The organism is Streptococcus pseudopneumoniae (assembly GCF_001074565.1).
Classification (GTDB): Bacteria; Bacillota; Bacilli; order Lactobacillales; family Streptococcaceae; genus Streptococcus; species Streptococcus pseudopneumoniae_J.
The window spans coordinates 148755-170797 of record NZ_JUQX01000018.1 but is presented as its reverse complement, the minus strand read 5'-3'; the positions used below and the strand labels follow the sequence as shown (position 1 = coordinate 170797).

General features: G+C 41.3%; 23 protein-coding genes. 21 read left to right on the top strand and 2 right to left on the bottom strand.

Annotated elements, in window-relative coordinates:
- Positions 1-5 precede the first annotated feature (5 nt).
- From ADI74_RS02450 to ADI74_RS02355, 20 genes are all read left to right on the top strand, one after another.
- On the top strand, positions 6-680 hold the full coding sequence (locus ADI74_RS02450) for a LiaF transmembrane domain-containing protein (protein WP_049536799.1): 675 nt from the start codon (positions 6-8) through the stop codon (positions 678-680).
- A gap of 106 nt (positions 681-786) precedes the next feature.
- Positions 787-975, top strand: a complete 189-nt coding sequence (gene rpmB, locus ADI74_RS02445; protein WP_001140948.1) for a 50S ribosomal protein L28 — start codon at positions 787-789, stop codon at positions 973-975.
- Between the two features lie 258 nt (positions 976-1233).
- Entirely contained in the window at positions 1234-1599 is a 366-nt protein-coding gene (locus ADI74_RS02440; protein WP_000216432.1) for an Asp23/Gls24 family envelope stress response protein, read from the top strand.
- A 2-nt stretch (positions 1600-1601) separates the two neighbouring features.
- Positions 1602-3269 carry a DAK2 domain-containing protein gene (locus tag ADI74_RS02435; protein ID WP_049536798.1) on the top strand — a complete coding sequence of 556 codons (1668 nt, stop codon included), beginning with the start codon at positions 1602-1604 and terminating at the stop codon, positions 3267-3269.
- 10 nt (positions 3270-3279) lie between these two features.
- Positions 3280-3822 carry an SP0191 family lipoprotein gene (locus ADI74_RS02430; RefSeq protein WP_049536797.1) on the top strand — a complete coding sequence of 181 codons (543 nt, stop codon included), beginning with the start codon at positions 3280-3282 and terminating at the stop codon, positions 3820-3822.
- A 252-nt stretch (positions 3823-4074) separates the two neighbouring features.
- Positions 4075-4281, top strand: coding sequence for a hypothetical protein (locus ADI74_RS02425; protein WP_049536795.1), 207 nt, complete (start codon positions 4075-4077; stop codon positions 4279-4281).
- Positions 4278-4472 carry a hypothetical protein gene (locus ADI74_RS02420; protein ID WP_049536794.1) on the top strand — a complete coding sequence of 65 codons (195 nt, stop codon included), beginning with the start codon at positions 4278-4280 and terminating at the stop codon, positions 4470-4472. Before ADI74_RS02425 ends, ADI74_RS02420 begins: the two co-directional genes overlap by 4 nt.
- Positions 4459-5334 carry an ABC transporter ATP-binding protein gene (locus ADI74_RS02415; RefSeq protein ID WP_049536793.1) on the top strand — a complete coding sequence of 292 codons (876 nt, stop codon included), beginning with the start codon at positions 4459-4461 and terminating at the stop codon, positions 5332-5334. Before ADI74_RS02420 ends, ADI74_RS02415 begins: the two co-directional genes overlap by 14 nt.
- A 12-nt stretch (positions 5335-5346) precedes the next feature.
- A complete protein-coding gene (locus tag ADI74_RS02410) occupies positions 5347-6081 on the top strand; it encodes an ABC transporter permease (protein ID WP_049536792.1) in 735 nt (244 codons plus the stop codon).
- 4 nt (positions 6082-6085) lie between these two features.
- Positions 6086-7183, top strand: a complete 1098-nt coding sequence (locus ADI74_RS02405; protein WP_049536790.1) for a sensor histidine kinase — start codon at positions 6086-6088, stop codon at positions 7181-7183.
- A 1-nt stretch (position 7184) separates the two neighbouring features.
- Positions 7185-7784 (top strand): response regulator transcription factor, encoded by a 600-nt coding sequence (locus tag ADI74_RS02400; protein ID WP_049536789.1) that lies wholly within the window; start codon positions 7185-7187, stop codon positions 7782-7784.
- Between the two features lie 317 nt (positions 7785-8101).
- On the top strand, positions 8102-8518 hold the full coding sequence (gene rpsL, locus ADI74_RS02395) for a 30S ribosomal protein S12 (protein WP_001142333.1): 417 nt from the start codon (positions 8102-8104) through the stop codon (positions 8516-8518).
- 19 nt (positions 8519-8537) lie between these two features.
- Positions 8538-9008 (top strand): 30S ribosomal protein S7, encoded by a 471-nt coding sequence (gene rpsG, locus ADI74_RS02390; protein ID WP_000087874.1) that lies wholly within the window; start codon positions 8538-8540, stop codon positions 9006-9008.
- 244 nt (positions 9009-9252) lie between these two features.
- Positions 9253-11334 carry an elongation factor G gene (gene fusA / locus ADI74_RS02385; protein WP_000090339.1) on the top strand — a complete coding sequence of 694 codons (2082 nt, stop codon included), beginning with the start codon at positions 9253-9255 and terminating at the stop codon, positions 11332-11334.
- A gap of 323 nt (positions 11335-11657) precedes the next feature.
- Entirely contained in the window at positions 11658-13358 is a 1701-nt protein-coding gene (locus tag ADI74_RS02380) for an acetolactate synthase large subunit (RefSeq protein ID WP_049536788.1), read from the top strand.
- Positions 13351-13827: an acetolactate synthase small subunit gene (ilvN, locus tag ADI74_RS02375; RefSeq protein ID WP_001253812.1), complete on the top strand. Its 477-nt coding sequence runs from the start codon at positions 13351-13353 to the stop codon at positions 13825-13827. The genes ADI74_RS02380 and ilvN overlap by 8 nt, the downstream gene beginning before the upstream one ends.
- A 90-nt stretch (positions 13828-13917) precedes the next feature.
- Positions 13918-14940 (top strand): ketol-acid reductoisomerase, encoded by a 1023-nt coding sequence (gene ilvC, locus ADI74_RS02370; protein WP_049536787.1) that lies wholly within the window; start codon positions 13918-13920, stop codon positions 14938-14940.
- A gap of 78 nt (positions 14941-15018) precedes the next feature.
- Positions 15019-16269: a threonine ammonia-lyase IlvA gene (gene ilvA / locus ADI74_RS02365; RefSeq protein ID WP_049536786.1), complete on the top strand. Its 1251-nt coding sequence runs from the start codon at positions 15019-15021 to the stop codon at positions 16267-16269.
- Between the two features lie 82 nt (positions 16270-16351).
- A complete protein-coding gene (locus ADI74_RS02360; RefSeq protein WP_049536785.1) occupies positions 16352-17248 on the top strand; it encodes an SPFH domain-containing protein in 897 nt (298 codons plus the stop codon).
- Between the two features lie 106 nt (positions 17249-17354).
- Positions 17355-17570 carry a hypothetical protein gene (locus ADI74_RS02355; protein ID WP_000241003.1) on the top strand — a complete coding sequence of 72 codons (216 nt, stop codon included), beginning with the start codon at positions 17355-17357 and terminating at the stop codon, positions 17568-17570.
- Between the two features lie 92 nt (positions 17571-17662).
- Here the strand turns inward: ADI74_RS02355 and ADI74_RS02350 are convergent, their stop codons facing one another.
- Both ADI74_RS02350 and ADI74_RS02345 read right to left on the bottom strand, forming a co-directional pair.
- Positions 17663-18403 (bottom strand): amino acid ABC transporter ATP-binding protein, encoded by a 741-nt coding sequence (locus ADI74_RS02350; protein ID WP_049536782.1) that lies wholly within the window; start codon positions 18401-18403, stop codon positions 17663-17665.
- Entirely contained in the window at positions 18400-19965 is a 1566-nt protein-coding gene (locus ADI74_RS02345) for an ABC transporter substrate-binding protein/permease (protein WP_049536781.1), read from the bottom strand. Before ADI74_RS02345 ends, ADI74_RS02350 begins: the two co-directional genes overlap by 4 nt.
- Before the next feature lie 132 nt (positions 19966-20097).
- Between ADI74_RS02345 and ADI74_RS02340 the strand changes: the two genes are divergently transcribed.
- Positions 20098-21987 (top strand): DUF2207 domain-containing protein, encoded by a 1890-nt coding sequence (locus tag ADI74_RS02340; RefSeq protein WP_049536780.1) that lies wholly within the window; start codon positions 20098-20100, stop codon positions 21985-21987.
- Positions 21988-22043 lie beyond the last annotated feature (56 nt).

Here is a 22043-nt window from a genome sequence, read left to right as displayed (position 1 = left end):
CAGACATGAAAAAGAAAGCATTTGGTATTGTTTTATTGGTTTTAGCAGCTTGGATCTTGCTGCAAGGAAATTTTGGAATTCCTTCTTTGGATGGCAAGATATGGCCTTTGATTGGTATCGCCTTTTTTGCTTACCAATCAGTTGAAGCTTTGCTTCGTCGTCATCTAACATCAGCAGTTTTTACCGCTCTAGTAGCCTTAATGATTGCGAATCATTTTTATAACATTTTTCCTATTCCAAACCAATCTTTGTTTTGGGCTAGTATCTTAGCAGTTCTAGGTGTTGGTTATCTGACGCATTCAAGTAAGTTTTGGTACGGGAAAAAATGGTGGTATGACGCTGAAAAGACCATTCTAACAGAAAAGGAAGTTTCCTTTGGTAGTGGAACTTTTTACAAACAGGACCAAGACTTGGTAGAAGACCAGTTTGAAGTTAGCTGTGGAAATGCCAAGATTTATTATGACAATGCAGAGATGTTAGGCGATAGTGCAACCTTGAAGGTAGAAGTCAGTTTAGGGAATGCAGTTATCTATGTGCCCCAACACTGGAGAGTGGACCTAAAGGTGGAGACTTCTTGTGGAGTAGCCAAGGCAGATGCTCCTGTAGCCCCAACCAGCAAAACCTTGATTATCCGTGGAGAGGTAGCTTTTGGTAAATTAGAAGTTGTCTACGTCAAATAAAAAAAGTCTTCCAATTCCCTTGCCAAAAATAAGAAAGTGTGATAACATAGTACGGTATGTGGTGCTAGCACATCCGCTATATTAGATCTAATAGGAGGAAAACACAATGGCTAAAGTATGTTACTTTACAGGTCGTAAGACTGTATCAGGAAACAACCGTTCACACGCGATGAACCAAACAAAACGTGCCGTAAAACCAAACCTTCAAAAAGTTACTGTTCTTATCGATGGTAAACCTAAAAAAGTTTGGGCTTCAGCTCGTGCTTTGAAATCAGGTAAAGTTGAACGCGTTTAATAAAAATGAAAAGACCTGACTGGTCTTTTTCTTTTGCTCTAGAGATAAAAACATTTGAAAAATAGAGTAATACTCTTCGAAAATCAAATTCAAACTACGTCAGCTTCGCCTTGCCGTACTCAAGTACTGTCTGTGGCTAGCTTCCTAGTTTGTTTTTTGATTTTCATTGAGTATAAATATCCGCCGATACAGCATTCTGCTTTTACACTTGGGCTGAAATATGATAAAATAGAGTATCAACTAGTTGAGGTAAAAAAAATGACTGTAAAAATTAATACAAAAGATGGTCAAATCGAACTGACAGATGAAGTGATTGCAACCGTTGTAGGTGGTGCAGCAACTGAGATTTTTGGTGTGGTCGGTATGGCTAGTAAAAATGCCCTCAAAGATAATTTCCAAGCCCTTCTTGGTAAGGAAAATTATGCAAAAGGCGTTGTCGTAAAAGCAGCCGAGGATGGCAGCATTGCAGTTGATGTTTATACCGTGTTGAGCTACGGAACAAAGATTAGTGAAGTCTCAAAAAACATCCAAGAGAGCGTTCGTTTTAGTTTGGAAAACCAACTAGGAATTACTGCTCAGACTGTGAATGTCTACATTCAAAATATCAAAGTTGTAGGAGAATAATCGTGTCAAAAATTACTACCAGCTTATTTCAAGAGATGGTGCAAGCTGCATCAACTCGTTTGAATAAGCAAGCAGAATATGTCAATTCATTAAACGTCTTTCCAGTTCCAGATGGAGATACTGGGACAAACATGGGAATGACCATTGAAAATGGTGCGAAAGAAGTAGCAGACAAGCCTGCTTCTACAGTTGGAGAAGTAGCGAACATTCTTGCCAAAGGACTCTTGATGGGTGCGCGTGGGAACTCAGGGGTTATCACTTCTCAGCTCTTCCGTGGCTTCTCTCAGGCTATCAAGGAAAAAGATGAATTAACAGGTCAAGACTTGGCTCTTGCCTTCCAATCCGGTGTCGAAGTAGCTTATAAAGCAGTTATGAAACCAGTCGAAGGAACTATTTTAACAGTTTCTCGTGGTGCAGCCATTGGGGCTAAGAAAAAAGCCGAGGAGACAGATGATGCTGTTGAGGTCATGCGTGCAGCCTTGGAAGGCGCGAAAGCAGCTTTGGCTAAGACACCAGAAATGCTTCCAGTCCTTAAGGAAGTTGGTGTGGTAGACTCAGGTGGTCAAGGTTTGGTCTTCATCTACGAAGGCTTCCTTTCAGCTCTTACTGGTGAATACAGTGCTTCTGAAGACTTTGTAGCGACTCCTGCCAACATGAGTGAAATGATCAATGCAGAGCACCACAAGTCTGTAGCAGGGCATGTGGCAACTGAGGATATTACCTTCGGTTACTGTACAGAGATCATGGTAGCTCTCAAACAAGGTCCAACTTATTCTAAGGACTTTGACTACGATGAATTCCGTAACTACTTGAATGACTTAGGTGACTCTCTACTTGTTGTCAATGATGATGAAATCGTCAAAGTTCACGTCCATACAGAAGATCCAGGTCTTGTCATGCAAGAAGGTCTCAAATATGGTAGCTTGATCAAGGTCAAAGTGGACAACATGCGTAATCAACACGAGGCGCAAGTTGAAAAAGAAGCAACTCAAGGAAACAAGCCTGCTGAAACAAAAGAGTATGCCCTTATCGCAGTAGTAGCTGGTCAAGGTTTAGCAGATATCTTCCGTGCCCAAGGTGTGGATTATGTCATCGAAGGTGGGCAGACGATGAACCCTTCAACAGAAGACTTTATCAAGGCTGTTGAACAGGTCAATGCTCGCAACATCATCTTCTTGCCAAACAACAAAAATATCTTTATGGCAGCTCAGTCTGCGGCTGAAGTGCTTGAACAACCTGCTGTTGTTGTAGAAGCACGTACAATTCCTCAAGGGTTGACCAGTCTTCTTGCCTTTGATCCAAGCAAATCAATCGAAGAAAACAAAGAACGTATGACTGCAGCCCTTGGTGATGTCGTAAGTGGTAGTGTAACAACAGCCGTTCGTGATACAACTATCGATGGATTAGCAATTCATGAAAATGACAATCTTGGTATGGTAGATGGTAAGATCCTCGTATCAAACCCTGACATGCACCAAACTCTGACTAAAACATTGAAACATATGTTGGATGAAGACAGTGAAATCGTAACCTTCTATATTGGTGAAGATGGAAGTGAAGAATTGGCTAACCAAATCGCCCAAGAAATCGCAGAAGAATTTGAAGATGTTGAAGTCGAAATCCACCAAGGTCAACAACCTGTTTACCCATATCTCTTCAGTGTGGAATAGGAGATTTTTAATGAAGAAAGTTTTAGGATTGATTTTTGCAGCGTTACTTGCTCTTGCTGGCTGTGGTCAAACCGACACCGCAACAACAGATTCAAGTAGTACAGCAAGTTCGGTTGATTCATCTAGTCAGGTGAAAGAAGAAATCAAGGAAACGACCAAAGTTCTCAAAGGAAGAATTGATAACTCCGATGTTACTCTGACTTTAGTTTACACAGATGTTGTAAAACGATACAAGATGGATATGTTGGGAGAATTTGGAGAGGAAATTCCTGCAGAAATTACTCTGGAAGAATTTCAAGAAGTCTTTCGCGAAGCTGCGGAAAGCTCTCCAGAGTATCTTGAAATCAAGGACGAGCCAGGTGTTAAGGTTGAATATTTTATCACCGATAATAAAAAGATGAGAATAGTTATCGATCTTGACCTTGAGAAAGCAGATATGGATAGAGTTAAAAAGACTTATTTCTTTAAATCGCTTGAGGATAGTGTAGAAGACTTTAAGAAGCCGAATACTCTGATTGCTGGTTTAAAGTTACAAGGATTTAGAGAAGAATAAACGAAAGAGGCTGGGATTATAAATCCTGCCCTCTTTTTATTTGTAAGAATCCTTTGTGCGGGTTACGGATAGATCAAGTCTTTCTTAGACTTTAAAGGGTTTCTAATCATATTCGCGTGACTAGAACTAGGAAATTGATACTTGGTATAGGGACATCTACCCCACCGCCTCTTTATATGACATTTGTCATATTTCCTAGTGACAGAAGCATCTAGCTCCGCTAACTTCAAAAGACTATAATTGAAGTATGAAATGGAGGAAGAAGAAATGAAAAATAAAATGATTGTCGCAGTGAGTTTAGTAGCAGCAGGAGTTATGACCTATCTCATGTTTTCAGGATTGGACGAGGGTTTCTACCATTTTCCTTGGGAGCTCTTTGCTGGCTTTGGAATGATGTCTTGGCTTGTCAGAGAAGGTTTGAAATTAGTCAGAGAAGTGAAAAAGGAGTTTGAGGAATGAAAAAAACAATCACCTATCTTTTTATCGGCCTGTCACTCTTGGCATGGTTAGTGGAAATGTTTACAGGTTGGTTTGACCAAACCTTGCTTGGCCAATTCATTCGTGGTGCTTGGGGGATTGGATTTATGATTTTTGTCGTTTTCCCTATGGGAATGGAGTGGTTGAAAGGAGAATCTCATGACTGTGATTAAAGTTGAGAAATTGAGTAAGAAAATAAAAGACAAGGAGATCTTGCGGAACATCTCCTTTGAAATCAACGATGGTGAATGTGTCGCCTTGATAGGACCTAATGGAGCAGGAAAGACAACTTTGATTGATTGCCTCTTGGGCGACAAGTTCGTGAGCTCAGGTCAGGTAACCATTCAAGGATTTGCGCCAACAGATCCTCGATTAAAGCAGCTTATTTCTGTCTTGCCTCAAGAAAATGCAGTTGTCCAAAGCTTGAAAGTGAAAGAACTTCTATCATTTTTCAAGTCACTTTATCCTGACAGCCTTTCAGACAAAGAAATTGATGACTTGTTGAGATTCTCAGACAAGCAGAAAAATCAGCTAGCGGGCAAGTTGTCTGGGGGGCAAAAACGTTTGTTCTCTTTTGTGTTGTCTTTAATAGGTCGTCCGAAAATTCTATTTTTAGATGAGCCGACTGCTGCAATGGATACCTCGACACGTCAGCATTTTTGGGAAATTGTCAATCAGTTAAAGAAAAATGGTGTCACCATTGTTTATTCTTCTCACTATATTGAAGAGGTAGAACATACGGCTGACCGCATTTTGGTTCTCCACAAGGGAGAATTGATTCGCGATACGACGCCTTATGCTATGCGTGGTGAAGAACAAGAAAAACACTTTACGGTACCTCTAACTTATCAGGAATTTATCAGCACTTTGGACCAGGTTCAAGAGATTGAAATCAAGCAAAACGCTCTTTCCTTCACCACCAAAGAAGCCAGCCAGGTATGGAAAGCCTTGCAAGAACAGGGCTGCACGATCGAAGAAATTGAAGTTCGCAATCGAACTCTCTTAGACAGTATCTTCGAAACGACTCAAGACTAAAGGAGATTGACGATGAAAAATATGATAAGTCTCATGAAAGTGGAAATCATTCAGATGAAGCGGCAAGCCGTCTACTACTTGCTATCCATCGGACTCCCAAGTGTGTTTTACCTGATTTTTTCTGGTATGATGTCAGGGTCAGATATTCCAGAAATTGCTCTTCAAGCCTATCTTTTTGCCATGACGCTCTTTAGTATCATGTCAAGTGCTTTTTTCAGTATCCCTAGCACACTCGAGTCTGATAAGACAAACAACTGGCAAAAATTGCTTCAACATTCTCCTGTATCTATGGTAGAATATTATGTATCAAAACTGTTCAGTACTCTGCTGACTTTCTTGTTATCAATTATAGTTGTCTTTTCGGTTGGTCATTTTGTCCGTGGAGTGACTCTGCCTTGGCTTGATTGGTTGGTGATTGGAGTTGTTTTGCTGGTCGGAAGCGTGGTCTTTATCAGCATGGGGGTATTGGTGAGCTTGCTTCCCAGCGCCCAACTGATGACGGTTATTGGAAATATTGCCTACATTGCTTTGGCTGTCCTAGGTGGACTCTGGTTCCCTTTGAGTTCCTTCCCAGAATGGCTCCAATCCATTGGAAAACTGACCCCAACCTATCAACTGATGCAGGTTGTCTCTACTTATTTGGAGCACCACGAGTTTAACATTCTTGCTGCCTTGGTTGTACTAGGTTATACAGTTTTCTTTGGTGTCTTGGTCATCCAACTGAAAAAACGGATCGAGGTAAAATAAATCTATGTTGGAAAAATTAAAAAACACTCATTATATGTTTCATATTTCAACAGTGTTTATCATCTTTCCTATAGCGGGTGTCATTGTTGGAGAGTACCCGCTTTTAACCTTGTTATGGACTCTACTATTTGTCCTAGCTTTCTATTCGGTTTTAGTCAGTCAAAATCGCACCGTGCAGTGGCTGGCTTGGTGGATCATGCTTGCCTACATTTTTTACAGTTCCGTCTGGCTGAATGGGAGCTTCGCTTGGTTTATCTTTTATTTATCAAACCTCCTCATTTACCAACTGGATGAGATATCTTTTCACTCTTGGCGTTTTGTCAGTTTTATTGTCTTGCAACCCTTGATTTTGACAGGGATTTATATGGTCGATCAAGTTAGTCCCTGGCAACTGCTCTTTTTCTTGGTGACTTTTGTCTTTTCTGATGCCTTGACTTTTGGTCTCTATCGAATTCGGATGACAGAAGAATTAAAGGAAGAAAAGAGAAAGCAAAATGCCAAGCTCAATCTTTTTTTGGCTGAAAATGAACGCAGTCGTATCGGCCAGGATCTCCATGACAGTCTAGGCCATACTTTTGCCATGCTGAGTGTGAAGACGGACCTTGCCCTCCAGCTTCTTCAAATGCAGGCCTATCCTCAAGTGGAAAAAGAATTAAAAGAAATTCATCAAATCAGCAAAGAATCCATGAATGAAGTTCGTACAATTATCGAAAATCTTAAAACCAGAACCCTTGCTTCCGAATTTACGACTGTTAAAAAAATGCTGGAAATTGCAGGAATTGAAACAGAAATCAATCACCAACTAGATACAGCTAGCCTTACTCAGGAATTGGAGTCAACAGCTTCCATGATTTTGCTTGAATTGGTGACCAATATCATCAAACATGCCAAAGCATCCAAAGCCTACTTAAAATTAGAACGAACAGAGAAAGAACTTATTCTAACGGTGAGAGATGATGGCTGTGGCTTTGCTTCTCTAAAGGGAGATGAACTCCATACCGTTCGAGATCGTGTCCTTCCTTTTTCAGGAGAAGTAAAAGTGATTAGTCAGAAACATCCAACTGAAGTGCAGGTTCGACTACCTTATAAGGAGAGAAACTAAGATGAAACTACTTGTTGCAGAAGATCAAAGTATGTTGCGAGATGCTATGTGCCAGTTGCTTACCTTTCAACCAGATGTAGAGACTGTCCTACAAGCCAAGAATGGACAAGAAGCAATCCAACTCTTAGAAAAAGAGTCTGTGGATATCGCCATTCTTGACGTAGAAATGCCTGTTAAGACGGGCCTTGAAGTCCTGGAGTGGATACGAGCAGAAAAGTTAGAAACAAAGGTAGTTGTGGTGACAACCTTCAAGCGCCCAGGTTATTTTGAACGCGCGATTAAGGCTGGAGTGGATGCCTATGTCTTGAAAGAAAGAAGCATTGCAGACCTCATGCAAACCTTGCACACTGTCCTCGAAGGACGCAAGGAGTATTCACCTGAATTGATGGAAGTGGTCATGGCTCATCCCAATCCGTTGACAGAACAAGAAATCTTCGTTTTAAAGGGAATCGCTCAGGGTTTATCCAACCAAGAAATCGCAGATCAACTTTATCTATCAAACGGAACCGTCCGAAACTATGTCACCAATATTCTTTCCAAGTTAGATGCAGGCAACCGAACAGAGGCAGCCAACATCGCAAAAGAATCAGGTTGGCTTTGATAAGAAAGGTAAAAATATCTCAAACGAACGCTTAATTGAATGAAATCAATAACTGAATTTAGGAAGTCAATGGGCTTCCTTTTCTTTGTTAAAAAAGCGGTAAGAACTAGTGTCAAAGAGATAAAAGATCAGTATAAAAACGAAAAAAATATTGACAAGGAAAGAAAAAATGTGTTACAATAATAGACGGTACTTTTTACTTTTGGTCTCTCAAAAGTGTACAGGGACGTGCTGACAAATGTTGCAAAAGTACACACAGATGGTAGCTGTCACCAAGTGTATCATCACCAAAAATAAAAAAACACAGGAGAATGTAGATGCCTACAATTAACCAATTGGTTCGCAAACCGCGTAAATCAAAAGTAGAAAAATCTAAATCACCAGCTTTGAACGTTGGTTACAACAGTCATAAAAAAGTTCAAACAAACGTTTCTTCACCACAAAAACGTGGTGTAGCAACTCGTGTTGGAACAATGACACCTAAAAAACCTAACTCTGCCCTTCGTAAATTCGCTCGTGTACGTTTGAGCAACCTTATCGAAGTTACTGCCTACATCCCAGGTATCGGACACAACTTGCAAGAGCACAGCGTGGTGCTTCTTCGCGGTGGACGTGTAAAAGACCTTCCAGGGGTACGTTACCATATCGTCCGTGGTGCACTTGATACTGCAGGTGTTAACGATCGTAAACAAGGCCGTTCTAAATACGGTACTAAACGTCCGAAAAAAGCATAAGGAAAGGGGATAAAGAGAAATGAGTCGTAAAAATAGAGCTCCAAAACGTGATGTATTGCCAGATCCGCTTTACAATTCACAACTAGTTACTCGTCTTATCAACCGCGTTATGCTTGACGGTAAACGTGGTACAGCTGCTTCAATCGTTTACGGTGCTTTTGAGCAAATCAAAGAAGCTACTGGTAACGATGCACTTGAAGTATTTGAAACAGCTATGGAAAACATCATGCCTGTACTTGAAGTACGTGCACGTCGTGTTGGTGGATCTAACTACCAAGTCCCAGTTGAAGTTCGTCCAGAACGTCGTACAACACTTGGACTTCGTTGGTTGGTAACGATCGCTCGCCTTCGTGGTGAACACACAATGCAAGACCGTCTTGCAAAAGAAATCATGGATGCTGCGAACAACACTGGTGCAGCAGTTAAGAAACGTGAAGACACTCACCGTATGGCTGAAGCTAACCGTGCCTTCGCACACTTCCGTTGGTAAGAATAAGATACTAAGGGCGTTAAAAAAGCGACTGAAAATTAGGAAGCTTGACGCAGAATCAAAGATTCTAGGAAAGCTTATCTATTTTCCAAGCTTTTAGCCCGAGTTCAATTCAACTTATCTACAAGTTGAAGCCAACACATAACATGAAAACATTGAGAACGGGTAGGTCCTGCCTATCCGTTTTTATTAAAATCGTGTTATAATAGAATAGAAATTAAAATAAATAGGAGAAATAAACCTCATGGCACGCGAATTTTCACTTGAAAAAACTCGTAATATCGGTATCATGGCTCACGTCGATGCCGGTAAAACAACAACTACTGAGCGTATTCTTTACTACACTGGTAAAATCCACAAAATCGGTGAAACTCACGAAGGTGCGTCACAAATGGACTGGATGGAGCAAGAGCAAGAACGTGGTATCACTATCACATCTGCTGCGACAACAGCTCAATGGAACAACCACCGCGTAAACATCATCGACACACCAGGACACGTGGACTTCACAATCGAAGTACAACGTTCTCTTCGTGTATTGGACGGTGCGGTTACTGTTCTTGACTCACAATCAGGTGTTGAGCCTCAAACTGAAACAGTTTGGCGTCAAGCAACTGAGTACGGAGTTCCACGTATCGTATTTGCTAACAAAATGGACAAAATCGGTGCTGACTTCCTTTACTCAGTAAGCACACTTCACGACCGTCTTCAAGCAAACGCACACCCAATCCAATTGCCAATCGGTGCTGAAGATGACTTCCGCGGTATCATCGACTTGATCAAGATGAAAGCTGAAATCTATACTAATGACCTTGGTACAGATATCCTTGAAGAAGATATTCCAGCTGAATACCTTGACCAAGCTCAAGAATACCGTGAAAAATTGGTTGAAGCAGTCGCTGAAACTGATGAAGACTTGATGATGAAATACCTTGAAGGTGAAGAAATCACTAACGAAGAATTGAAAGCTGCTATCCGTAAAGCAACTATCAATGTTGAATTCTTCCCAGTATTGTGTGGTTCTGCCTTCAAGAACAAGGGTGTTCAGTTGATGCTTGATGCGGTTATTGACTACCTTCCAAGCCCACTTGATATCCCAGCAATCAAAGGTATCAACCCAGATACAGATGAAGAAGAAACTCGTCCAGCATCTGATGAAGAGCCATTCGCAGCTCTTGCCTTCAAGATCATGACGGACCCATTCGTAGGTCGTTTGACATTCTTCCGTGTATACTCAGGTGTTCTTCAATCAGGTTCTTACGTATTGAACACTTCTAAAGGTAAACGTGAACGTATCGGACGTATCCTTCAAATGCACGCTAACAGCCGTCAAGAAATCGACACTGTTTACTCAGGTGATATCGCTGCTGCTGTTGGTTTGAAAGATACTACAACTGGTGACTCATTGACAGATGAAAAAGCTAAAATCATCCTTGAGTCAATCAACGTTCCAGAACCAGTTATCCAATTGATGGTTGAGCCAAAATCTAAAGCTGACCAAGACAAGATGGGTATCGCCCTTCAAAAATTGGCTGAAGAAGATCCAACATTCCGCGTTGAAACTAACGTTGAAACTGGTGAAACAGTTATCTCTGGTATGGGTGAACTTCACCTTGATGTCCTTGTTGACCGTATGCGTCGTGAGTTCAAAGTTGAAGCGAACGTAGGTGCTCCTCAAGTATCTTACCGTGAAACATTCCGCGCTTCTACTCAAGCACGTGGATTCTTCAAACGTCAGTCTGGTGGTAAAGGTCAATTCGGTGATGTTTGGATTGAATTTACTCCAAACGAAGAAGGTAAAGGATTCGAATTCGAAAACGCAATCGTCGGTGGTGTGGTTCCTCGTGAATTTATCCCAGCGGTTGAAAAAGGTTTGGTAGAATCTATGGCTAATGGTGTTCTTGCAGGTTACCCAATGGTTGACGTTAAAGCTAAGCTTTACGATGGTTCATACCACGATGTCGACTCATCTGAAACTGCCTTCAAGATCGCGGCTTCACTTGCCCTTAAAGAAGCTGCTAAGTCAGCACAACCAGCTATCCTTGAGCCAATGATGCTTGTTACAATCACTGTTCCAGAAGAAAACCTTGGTGATGTTATGGGTCACGTAACTGCTCGTCGTGGACGTGTAGATGGTATGGAAGCACACGGTAACAGCCAAATCGTTCGTGCTTACGTTCCACTTGCTGAAATGTTCGGTTACGCAACTGTTCTTCGTTCAGCATCACAAGGACGTGGTACTTTCATGATGGTATTTGACCACTACGAAGATGTACCTAAGTCAGTACAAGAAGAAATCATTAAGAAAAACAAAGGTGAAGACTAATCAGTCGTCGCTCTAGAAGGAAGTCACTTGGTGGCTTCCTTTTTCTATGCCTATCTCAAGCATCTTGTATGTCTATATTTGCAAAATGAAAGAAATCTAGTAAGGATTTTAGAAAGTCTATTTACTAAGAAAATAGAGAAAGTTAATAAATGAAAGTTAATAAAGAATCCGATTTTGTTTAAATTGTTAATAAAAATTAGAAAAACATTCATAAATACACTCTTAGATAGAAAATTCAGAAAATTGATACTTTTGTCTTGAAAATATTTGAAAAAATGGTATGATAGTAACAAGCTATTTTTAAGAGAAGAGAAAGGGGAACAATGGAGAAAATCAGTTTAGACGCTCCTAAGACGGGATCGGACCTAGTTTTAGAAACCCTCCATGATTTAGGAATTGATACCATATTTGGTTATCCTGGTGGGGCTGTCTTGCCTTTATATGATGCGATTTATAATTTCAAAGGTATTCGTCACATTTTGGGGCGTCATGAGCAAGGCTGTTTGCACGAAGCTGAAGGTTATGCCAAATCAACTGGAAAGTTGGGTGTCGCAGTCGTCACAAGTGGGCCAGGAGCAACAAATGCTATTACAGGGATTGCGGATGCCATGAGCGATAGCGTTCCCCTTTTGGTCTTTACCGGACAAGTCGCTCGAGCGGGAATTGGGAAGGATGCCTTTCAGGAGGCGGATATTGTCGGTATTACTATGCCCATTACCAAGTACAATTACCAAGTTCGTGAGACAGCTGACATTCCTCGTATCATTACGGAAGCAGTCCATATCGCGACCACAGGTCGTCCAGGTCCTGTCGTGATTGACTTGCCTAAGGATGTATCGGCTCTTGAAACAGACTTCATCTATTCGCCTGAAGTGCATTTGCCAAGTTATCAGCCGACGATAGAACCAAACGACATGCAAATCAAGAAAATCTTGAAACAATTGTCTAAGGCTAAGAAACCTGTTTTGTTGGCAGGTGGCGGTATCAGCTATGCAGAAGCCTCTAAAGAACTGAATGAATTTGCTGAACGCTATCAAATTCCAGTCGTTACCAGTCTTTTGGGACAAGGTACAATTGCAACAAGCCATCCACTCTTCCTCGGAATGGGAGGCATGCATGGTTCTTTCGCAGCTAATATTGCCATGACCGAGGCAGACTTTATGATTAGTATTGGTTGCCGTTTCGATGACCGCCTGACTGGAAATCCTAAGACCTTTGCTAAAAATGCCAAGGTTGCTCATATCGATATTGATCCAGCAGAGATTGGTAAGATTATCAGTGCAGACATTCCAGTGGTTGGGGACGCAAAGAAAGCCTTGCAGATGCTACTAGCAGAACCAACTGTTCATAACAATACTGAAAAGTGGATTGACAAAGTCACCAAGGACAAGAACCGTGTTCGTTCTTATGATAAGAAAGAACGTGTGGTTCAACCGCAGGCAGTCATTGAACGCATCGGTGAGTTGACGAATGGGGATGCTATTGTCGTTACTGACGTTGGACAACATCAAATGTGGACAGCCCAGTATTACCCATATCAGAATGAACGTCAATTGGTCACATCTGGTGGCTTGGGTACCATGGGATTCGGTGTTCCTGCAGCTATCGGAGCTAAGATTGCCAATCCAGAAAAAGAGGTCGTTCTCTTCGTCGGTGATGGTGGATTCCAAATGACCAACCAAGAACTAGCTATCCTAAACATCTACAAGGTACCGATTAAGGTCGTGATGTTGAATAACCACTCACTAGGAATGGTTCGTCAGTGGCAAGAATCCTTCTATGAGGGTCGGACTTCAGAGTCAGTCTTTGACACTCTTCCTGACTTCCAGTTGATGGCACAGGCTTACGGCATCAAAAACTATAAATTTGATAATCCAGAGACGATAGAGAAGGATCTAGAAGTCATTCTAGAGGATGTACCGATGTTTATCGAGGTGGACATTTCTCGTAAGGAACAGGTCTTACCGATGGTACCAGCTGGTAAGAGCAATCATGAGATGTTGGGGGTGAAGTTCCATGCGTAGAATGTTAACAGCAAGACTACAAAACCGCTCAGGAGTACTCAACCGTTTTACGGGTGTCCTTTCTCGCCGTCAGGTCAATATTGAGAGTATCTCGGTCGGTGCGACTGAGGATCCAAACGTTTCACGGATTACCATCATCATTGATGTGGCGTCTCATGATGAGGTCGAGCAAATCATCAAGCAGCTCAACCGTCAGATCGATGTGATTCGCATTCGGGATATTACAGATAAACCACACTTGGAAAGAGAAGTTATCTTGGTGAAGGTGTCTGCGCCCGCTGAAAAGCGTGCAGAAATCTTGGCTATTATTCAACCTTTCCGTGCAACGGTGGTGGATGTGGCTCCAAGCTCGATTACGATCCAGATGACGGGGAATGCTGAAAAGAGTGAGGCCCTCTTACGAGTAATTCGTCCTTATGGAATTAGGAATATTGCTCGTACGGGAGCAACTGGATTTACCCGCGACTAATACTCTTTGATTTTCATTGAGTATAAAAAATAACTTAAAATTGTTAAATAAGTCTAAAAGGCAATAAATAAAAGAAAAGAGAGAAAAACTATGGCAGTACAAATGGAATACGAAAAAGATGTAAAAGTAGCAGCGCTTGACGGTAAAAAAATCGCCGTAATTGGGTATGGATCACAAGGTCATGCTCATGCGCAAAACTTGCGTGATACAGGACACGATGTGATTATCGGTGTGCGTCCAGGTAAATCTTTTGATAAAGCCAAAGAAGACGGTTTTGACACTTATACAGTAGCAGAAGCAACTAAGTTGGCTGATGTGATCATGATTTTGGCACCAGACGAAATCCAAGCAGACCTTTATGCTGAAGAAGTAGCTCCAAACTTAGAAGCTGGAAACGCACTTGGATTTGCTCATGGATTCAACATCCACTTTGAATTTATCAAAGCACCAGAGAGCGTAGACGTCTTTATGTGTGCGCCTAAGGGACCAGGTCACTTGGTACGTCGTACCTTCGAAGAAGGTTTTGGAGTTCCAGCCCTTTACGCAGTTTACCAAGATGCTACTGGAAATGCCAAAGATATCGCTATGGATTGGGCTAAGGGTGTTGGTTCAGCACGCGTTGGTCTTCTTGAAACAAGCTTCAAGGAAGAAACAGAAGAAGATCTCTTTGGTGAACAAGCCGTTCTTTGCGGTGGTTTGACTGCTTTGATGGAAGCTGGTTTCGAAGTCTTGACAGAAGCTGGATATGCACCAGAATTGGCTTACTTTGAAGTCCTTCATGAAATGAAACTCATCGTTGACTTGATCTATGAGGGTGGATTTAAGAAAATGCGTCAATCTATCTCAAACACTGCGGAGTTTGGTGACTACGTATCAGGTCCACGTGTCATTACTGACCAAGTCAAAGAAAACATGAAGGCTGTTCTTGCAGATATTCAAAATGGTAAGTTTGCCAATGACTTTGTCAATGACTACAAGGCTGGTCGTCCAAAATTGACTGCTTACCGTGAGCAAGCTGCAGATCTTGAAATTGAAAAAGTTGGTGTAGAACTACGTAAAGCAATGCCATTCGTTGGTAAAAACGATGATGATGCTTTCAAAATCTATAACTAATTCTTAGAATAAAGACAGAAGGCGAGTTGGGGGGTACCTAACTCGCTTTTTACCTTGTAAAGTATTTGAGGAGGAGACATGCTAAGTGCAAAAGATGTGGTGAAAGCCCACAAAGTTTTAAGTGGTGTAGTAGTGAATACACCACTGGAATATGATCATTATTTATCAGAAAAGTATGGGGCTAAGATTTATCTGAAAAAGGAAAATGCGCAACGAGTTCGCTCTTTTAAAATTCGTGGAGCTTATTATGCCATTTCACAGTTGACAAAAGAAGAACGTGGGCGTGGTGTGGTCTGTGCATCGGCGGGGAATCACGCTCAAGGTGTCGCATACACTTGTAACGAGATGAAAATTCCTGCGACAATTTTTATGCCCATCACAACGCCTCAACAAAAGATTGGGCAAGTTCGCTTCTTTGGAGGTGACTATGTGACGATCAAATTGGTCGGAGATACTTTCGACGCTTCGGCTAAGGCAGCCCAAGAATTTACCGTTTCAGAAAATAGAACCTTTATCGATCCTTTTGATGATGTCCATGTTCAGGCAGGGCAAGGAACAGTTGCCTATGAAATCTTAGAAGACGCTCGGAAAGAGTCAATCGACTTTGACACTGTTCTCGTTCCAGTCGGTGGTGGAGGTCTGATTGCGGGAGTTTCTACCTATATCAAGGAAACAAATCCGGAAATGGAAGTCATTGGTGTTGAAGCCAATGGTGCCCGTTCGATGAAGGCTGCTTTTGAAGCTGGAAAGCCAGTTAAATTAAAAGAAATCGACAAGTTTGCTGATGGCATAGCTGTACAGAAAGTTGGGCAATTGACCTATGAAGCGACACGTCGGAATGTTGAAACTCTTGTAGGAGTGGATGAAGGCTTGATTTCCGAGACCCTGATTGATCTTTATTCTAAGCAAGGGATTGTCGCCGAACCGGCTGGAGCTGCCAGTGTTGCGGCCTTGGAAGTTCTATCGGACTATATCAAAGGCAAAACAATCTGCTGCATCATTTCTGGAGGCAATAACGATATTAACCGTATGCCAGAAATGGAAGAGCGTGCCTTGATTTATGATGGCATCAAGCATTACTTTGTAGTCAATTTCCCACAACGTCCAGGGGCTCTCCGAGAGTTTGTAAATGATATCTTGGGGCCGCATGATGATATTACTCGTTTTGAGTATATCAAACGAGCCAGCAAGGGGACAGGGCCAGTCTTGATTGGGATTGCTCTTGCGGATAAGCATGATTATAATGGCTTGATTCGTCGGATGGAAAAGTTTGACCCATCTTATATTAATTTAAATGGGAATGAGACTTTGTATAATATGTTGGTGTAAAATAAAATAAATTTATTATCATATTATTTGCGTAATTAATATGATGGTGCTATAATGAGGGTGATGAAAGGGGGAGATTCCCATGGTTTTACATGTTTTACTTGTTCTATTTTTTCTAGTGCTGATAGTATCAGCGATTGTAATTAGTTCTGTATATGTAGTACGGCAACAATCTGTCGCTATTATTGAACGCTTTGGTAAATACCAAAAGTTGAGTAATAGTGGTATTCATGTACGAGCTCCTTTTGGAATTGATAGGATTGCGGCTAGAGTCCAACTACGATTGTTGCAAAGTGAGATCGTTGTAGAAACTAAGACGCAGGATAATGTATTTGTGACGATGAATGTGGCTACTCAATATCGAGTTAATGAAAACAACGTTACGGATGCTTATTATAAATTGATGCGTCCAGAAGCTCAGATTAAATCCTATATCGAAGATGCTTTACGTTCATCTGTACCTAAGTTAACTTTAGATGAGTTATTTGAGAAGAAAGATGAAATTGCATTAGAAGTTCAAAAACAAGTAGCAGAAGAAATGTCTACATATGGGTATATCATTGTCAAAACGCTGATTACTAAGGTTGAACCTGATGCTGAAGTAAAACAATCAATGAATGAAATCAATGCTGCACAACGTAAAAGAGTTGCAGCGCAAGAACTTGCTGAAGCAGATAAGATTAAGATCGTAACCGCAGCAGAAGCAGAAGCAGAAAAAGATCGCCTGCATGGGGTAGGGATTGCAGAGCAGCGTAAAGCGATTGTTGACGGACTTGCTGATTCTATCCAAGAGTTAAAAGGAGCCAATGTCGAACTAACTGAAGAACAAATCATGTCTATCCTATTAACGAACCAGTATTTAGACACATTGAATAATTTTGCAGAAAAAGAAGGAAATAATACAATTTTCCTACCAGCAAATCCTAATGGAGTTGAGGATATAAGAACTCATATATTATCGGCTTTAAAAGCCAAATAAAAATATGCAGAATAATATAGTTGTGACGAATATATGTTTTTTTATTGACAGATGAAATAAAAACGTATACAATTAGGAATTGTAAAGAATAATTCAGGAGAAGAACATGGTTAAGTCAAACTTTGAAAAGGTAGAAGCAGTTGTTGGCTGGGTTCGTGATAAGAAGATCACAGGTTACCGTATCTCTAAAGAAACGAATGCGCGTGAAATGTCTATAATTGCCCTAGCGCAAGGACGCGCAAAAGTTAAAAATATTTCATTTGAAACAGCTCTTAGTTTAATCGATTTCTATGAAAAAAATCATGAAAAATTTGAAGATTGAACTGTGGTTACAGGCAGATTCCTGAATCGGGTCTGCCTTTTCTTTACAATTACAAACTAAAAAGACTGCATTCTGTATGCAGTCTTTATTTATTAACTGAGATAACGCTGAAGGAATTCTTTTGTCCGTTCTTCTTTAGGGTTCGTGAAAAGGTCTTCTGGTTTGCCTTCTTCAGCAATGACGCCTTTATCCATAAAGATGACACGGTGAGAGACATCGCGAGCGAACTCCATTTCGTGGGTTACGACAATCATGGTCAAGCCCTCTTGAGCCAAATCCTGCATAATTTTGAGGACTTCTCCGACCATTTCGGGGTCAAGGGCAGATGTTGGTTCGTCGAAGAGAATGGCGTCAGGATTCATGGAGAGTGCACGAGCGATAGCTACACGTTGCTTTTGTCCACCAGAAAGTTGCTTCGGCTTGGCTTGCCAGTAACGTTCTCCCATACCAACTTTTTCAAGATTCTCTTTGGCAATTTTTTCAGCTTCAGAGTGGTCACGTTTGAGTACTGTCGTTTGGGCGACGATGGTATTTTCGAGGACATTCAGATTTTCAAAGAGATTGAAAGATTGGAAAACCATACCGAGCTTTTCACGATAATGGGTGAGGTTATAGCCTTTTTCCAGGACATTTTCTCCGCGATAGAGAATCTCTCCTCCTGTAGGTGTTTCTAGTAAATTAATCGAACGAAGGAAGGTTGATTTTCCGCTTCCCGAGCTTCCGATGATAGAAATAACCTCTCCTTTATGGACGGTGAGAGAAATGTCTTTTAACACTTCATTTTGTCCATAGGATTTTTTTAGGTGTTTGATTTCAAGGATTGGTTGTGTCATTTTTTCAAATCCCCCGTTTGCATTTGGTTAGCACCTGTAGTGTAAGTGTCCATGTCCATATAGCGTTCGATAAAACGTAGGACACGGGTCACAGTGAAGGTGAGGACAAAGTAAATCACTGCAATGATGGTAAAGGTCTGGAAGTATTGATAGGTTTGAGTCGCTACAGTATTTCCTGAGAAATAAAGCTCGACAACTGAAATAACGTTCAATACAGAGGTATCTTTGATATTGATGACAAACTCATTACCAGTAGCAGGTAGAATATTACGGACAACCTGAGGAAGGACAATCTTACGCATGGTTTGATTGTGGGTCATACCAAGAGCAGTTGCAGCTTCGAACTGTCCCTTGTCAACTGCTAGAATACCACCACGAACGATTTCTGTCATGTAGGCACCCGTGTTGATTGAGACGATAAAGATAGCAGCCAGTGTCCGGTCGAGATTGATACCGAAAGCTTGAGCAGTCCCATAGTAGATAACCATGGATTGAACAATCATCGGTGTACCACGGAAGATTTCAATATAGACATTGAGAATCCAACCGACTAGTTTTTGTAGGCCGTAAATGGCTTTGTTTTCAGAGAGAGGAGCCGTACGGAAGACACCAATGGCAAGACCGATAATGAGACCTACGATAGTTCCGATGATTGAGATTAAAAGAGTGACACCTGCACCACGCAAGAGCTGTTGCCAGTTTTCAGAAAGAATCTTAGCGACTTGACTAAAGAAGCTGCTTTCTTCCTCCGTTGTTGTCGCCTCCACCGGCTGCTCTTTAATCATCCGATCCATCAGTGCAACTTGTTCATCTTTGGAGATGGTTTCAATACTAGCATTGATTTGGCTGATACGACTGTCATCTTTACGAAGTCCAATGGCAATAGCAGTATCTTCTTCTCCGGTCTTGAAACCTGGTTCTACTTGGACCATCTGAAACTTAGAGTTAGCGGCTTCAGCAGTTAGAGCTTCAGGGCGTTCCGAAACATAGGCGTCAATAACACCAGCCTCAAGAGCTTGGCGCATTTGGGAAAAGTCGCCCATAGCTGTTTCTTTCTTGACACCAGGGATTTGGGAAATCAAATCATAAAGGTAAACACCTTGTTGGGACGTGATTCTTGCTCCACTAAAGTCGTTTAAAGATTTGGCATTGGCATAGGCAGAGTCCTTTTTGACCAATAGAACAGGTTCACTGGTATAGTAACTGCTTGAAAAGGCAATTTCTTGTTTGCGTTCAGCCGTTGGGCTCATACCTGCAATAATCATATCGATTTTGCCAGAAGTAAGGGCTGGGACAAGTCCTTCCCACTTGGTTTTAACGACCAAAGGCTCCTTACCTAAGTCTTTGGCAATCTTTTTAGCGATTTGGACATCGTAGCCATTGGCATATTGATTGGTACCGTCGATTTTAACAGCACCATTACTATCGTCGTCTTGGGTCCAGTTAAAGGGAGCGTAAGCTGCCTCCATTCCGATGCGTAAATATTCGTCGGCTTGGACTTGGCTAGCTAGTCCTAATGTAAGGGCTAGGCTAGCAAGAATAGATAAGCATAATTTTTTCATGTTTTCTCCTATTTCTAGTCTAAAAATGACTTCTCTCTATTGTATCTAAAAATGGTGAGATTTTCAATACAAGTAAGCCTTTACTTATAAAAAATGATATAATGACAGCAAAGATAAAAAGGGGATTGTGTTATGAAAAAGACTTTTTTCGTGCTTTTATTTAGCTTGTTTTGTATTTTACCACTCTCTGTTTTTGCGGTTGATTTTAAGATTCGCTCTTACCAAGGTGATTTGTATATTCATGCAGATAATACGGCAGAATTTAGGGAGAAAGTAGTCTATTATTTTGATGAAGACTTTAATGGACAACTAGTAGGACTTGGCCGTTCTGGTAAGATGCCAAAGGGCTTTGAAATAGATCCCAGTCCGAAGGTTCAGGTATGGAAAAATGCTAGCGCCATTGAGAATGTCAATAGTGAAGTGATAGAAGAATCGGAAGGTTATACTGTAAAAGTGTATAATCCAGGCCAAGAAGGGGATACCGTTGAAGTGGTAATCACATGGCAACTAAAAAACCTCCTATTTCTATATGATGATATCGCGAAACTTAATTGGCAACCCTTGACAGATAGTTCAGAACCTATCGAAAATTTTGAGTTTCGGGTAACAGGCTTTAATGGAGCTGAAAAACTTTTCTTTCATACAGGGAAACTCTTTACAGAGGGCAAGGTAGAGAAGACAGGTGGTGATTATCGTGTTCATTTACAGAACCTACCTCGTCAGCGTGGGGTTGAATTGCATGCCTATTGGCCTAGAAAAGATTTTGGAACAGCTTTGGATCAGGGATTGAAGGGCAATCGTTTAGCAGAATTTGAAAAAATAGAGGAGTCCATTGCTGCTGAAAAAGCTCAAAGCAAAGCTCTGGTTACGTGGGTTATCCCTTTTTTACTCTCGCTTTCTTTAGTCTTTAGTGTCATTTTCTATCGCATTTACCGAAGAAAAACCTCCCCATCGAAGAAACATGCTAAAAATCACCGTCTCTACGAACCGCCAATGGACTTAGAACCGATGGTTTTATCGGAATCTGTTTACTCCACTTCTTTAGAGGAAGTCAGTCCCTTGACCAAGGGAGGAGGGAAGTTCACCTTTGACCAACTCGTTCAGGCAACCTTATTGGATGTGATCGACCGTGGAAATATTTCAATCATCTCAAATGGAGATGAGGTCCGTCTAAAAGTCGTAAAAGAAAAAGGATTGGCAAGTTTTGAAAAAGATTGTCTTAATTTGGCCTTTTCAGGAAGAGAAGAAGTGCTTGTTTCAGATTTGTTTGCAGATTACCAAGTGTCAACTAGTCTTTACCAAGGTGCAAAAGCAGCTGATGAAAAAAGGATTCAGAAAACAGGACGTAAGCTTAAGTCGTCTTTCGAGCAAGCTCTGAAGCAGATGCAGGATGGGGTGAGAAAGCGGGTTTCCTCTTTGCAACTTCCAGATTATTATCGTCCACTGAGTAATGGCGAAAAAATCTTGCGATTGACGATAGGTGTCTCTACGCTTCTACCTGCTTTCGTTGGTTTTGGCTGGTTCTTGTACAGTTTGGATGCTCACGGGTATTTTTCCCTGCCACTTCCTATCCTTGGGTTTGTGAGCTTGATGTTAGCTGCCGTCTATTATTGGACAACCCGATTTGATACTCGTGATGGTGTTTTAAACGAAGAAGGACTAGAAGCGTACTATCTCTGGACTAGTTTTGAAAACATGCTTCGCGATATCGCCCATCTAGACAAGGCAGAATTAGAGAGTATTGTTCTTTGGAATCGCCTCCTTGTCTATGCTACTTTATTTGGTTATGCGGACAAGGTGAGTCATTTGATGAAATCTTATCAGATTCAAGTTGAGAATCCAGATATCAATCTTTATGTAGCTTATGGCTGGCACAGCATGTTTTATCATTCAACTGCTCAAATGAGTCACTATGCTAGTATTGCAAACACAGCAAGCAACTACTCCGTATCTTCTGGAAGTGGTTCTTCAGGTGGAGGATTCTCAGGAGGCGGAGGTGGTGGTAGCATCGGTGCCTTCTAAAAAACCTATCGCAGAATCTGAAATTATGCTATAATAGAGGACAGAAAAAGGAGTAA

Coding starts and splice junctions, on each gene's coding strand:
- ADI74_RS02415 (WP_049536793.1), top strand. CDS start 4,459: ATGACTGTGATTAAAGTTGAGAAATTGAGTAAGAAAATAAAAGACAAG.
- ilvN (WP_001253812.1), top strand. CDS start 13,351: ATGCGTAGAATGTTAACAGCAAGACTACAAAACCGCTCAGGAGTACTC.
- ADI74_RS02380 (WP_049536788.1), top strand. CDS start 11,658: ATGGAGAAAATCAGTTTAGACGCTCCTAAGACGGGATCGGACCTAGTT.
- rpsL (WP_001142333.1), top strand. CDS start 8,102: ATGCCTACAATTAACCAATTGGTTCGCAAACCGCGTAAATCAAAAGTA.
- ADI74_RS02420 (WP_049536794.1), top strand. CDS start 4,278: ATGAAAAAAACAATCACCTATCTTTTTATCGGCCTGTCACTCTTGGCA.
- ADI74_RS02400 (WP_049536789.1), top strand. CDS start 7,185: ATGAAACTACTTGTTGCAGAAGATCAAAGTATGTTGCGAGATGCTATG.
- ADI74_RS02410 (WP_049536792.1), top strand. CDS start 5,347: ATGAAAAATATGATAAGTCTCATGAAAGTGGAAATCATTCAGATGAAG.
- ADI74_RS02355 (WP_000241003.1), top strand. CDS start 17,355: ATGGTTAAGTCAAACTTTGAAAAGGTAGAAGCAGTTGTTGGCTGGGTT.
- ADI74_RS02360 (WP_049536785.1), top strand. CDS start 16,352: ATGGTTTTACATGTTTTACTTGTTCTATTTTTTCTAGTGCTGATAGTA.
- ADI74_RS02405 (WP_049536790.1), top strand. CDS start 6,086: ATGTTGGAAAAATTAAAAAACACTCATTATATGTTTCATATTTCAACA.
- rpmB (WP_001140948.1), top strand. CDS start 787: ATGGCTAAAGTATGTTACTTTACAGGTCGTAAGACTGTATCAGGAAAC.
- ADI74_RS02425 (WP_049536795.1), top strand. CDS start 4,075: ATGGAGGAAGAAGAAATGAAAAATAAAATGATTGTCGCAGTGAGTTTA.
- ilvC (WP_049536787.1), top strand. CDS start 13,918: ATGGCAGTACAAATGGAATACGAAAAAGATGTAAAAGTAGCAGCGCTT.
- fusA (WP_000090339.1), top strand. CDS start 9,253: ATGGCACGCGAATTTTCACTTGAAAAAACTCGTAATATCGGTATCATG.
- ADI74_RS02430 (WP_049536797.1), top strand. CDS start 3,280: ATGAAGAAAGTTTTAGGATTGATTTTTGCAGCGTTACTTGCTCTTGCT.
- rpsG (WP_000087874.1), top strand. CDS start 8,538: ATGAGTCGTAAAAATAGAGCTCCAAAACGTGATGTATTGCCAGATCCG.
- ADI74_RS02450 (WP_049536799.1), top strand. CDS start 6: ATGAAAAAGAAAGCATTTGGTATTGTTTTATTGGTTTTAGCAGCTTGG.
- ADI74_RS02440 (WP_000216432.1), top strand. CDS start 1,234: ATGACTGTAAAAATTAATACAAAAGATGGTCAAATCGAACTGACAGAT.
- ADI74_RS02350 (WP_049536782.1), bottom strand. CDS start 18,403: ATGACACAACCAATCCTTGAAATCAAACACCTAAAAAAATCCTATGGA.
- ilvA (WP_049536786.1), top strand. CDS start 15,019: ATGCTAAGTGCAAAAGATGTGGTGAAAGCCCACAAAGTTTTAAGTGGT.
- ADI74_RS02345 (WP_049536781.1), bottom strand. CDS start 19,965: ATGAAAAAATTATGCTTATCTATTCTTGCTAGCCTAGCCCTTACATTA.
- ADI74_RS02340 (WP_049536780.1), top strand. CDS start 20,098: ATGAAAAAGACTTTTTTCGTGCTTTTATTTAGCTTGTTTTGTATTTTA.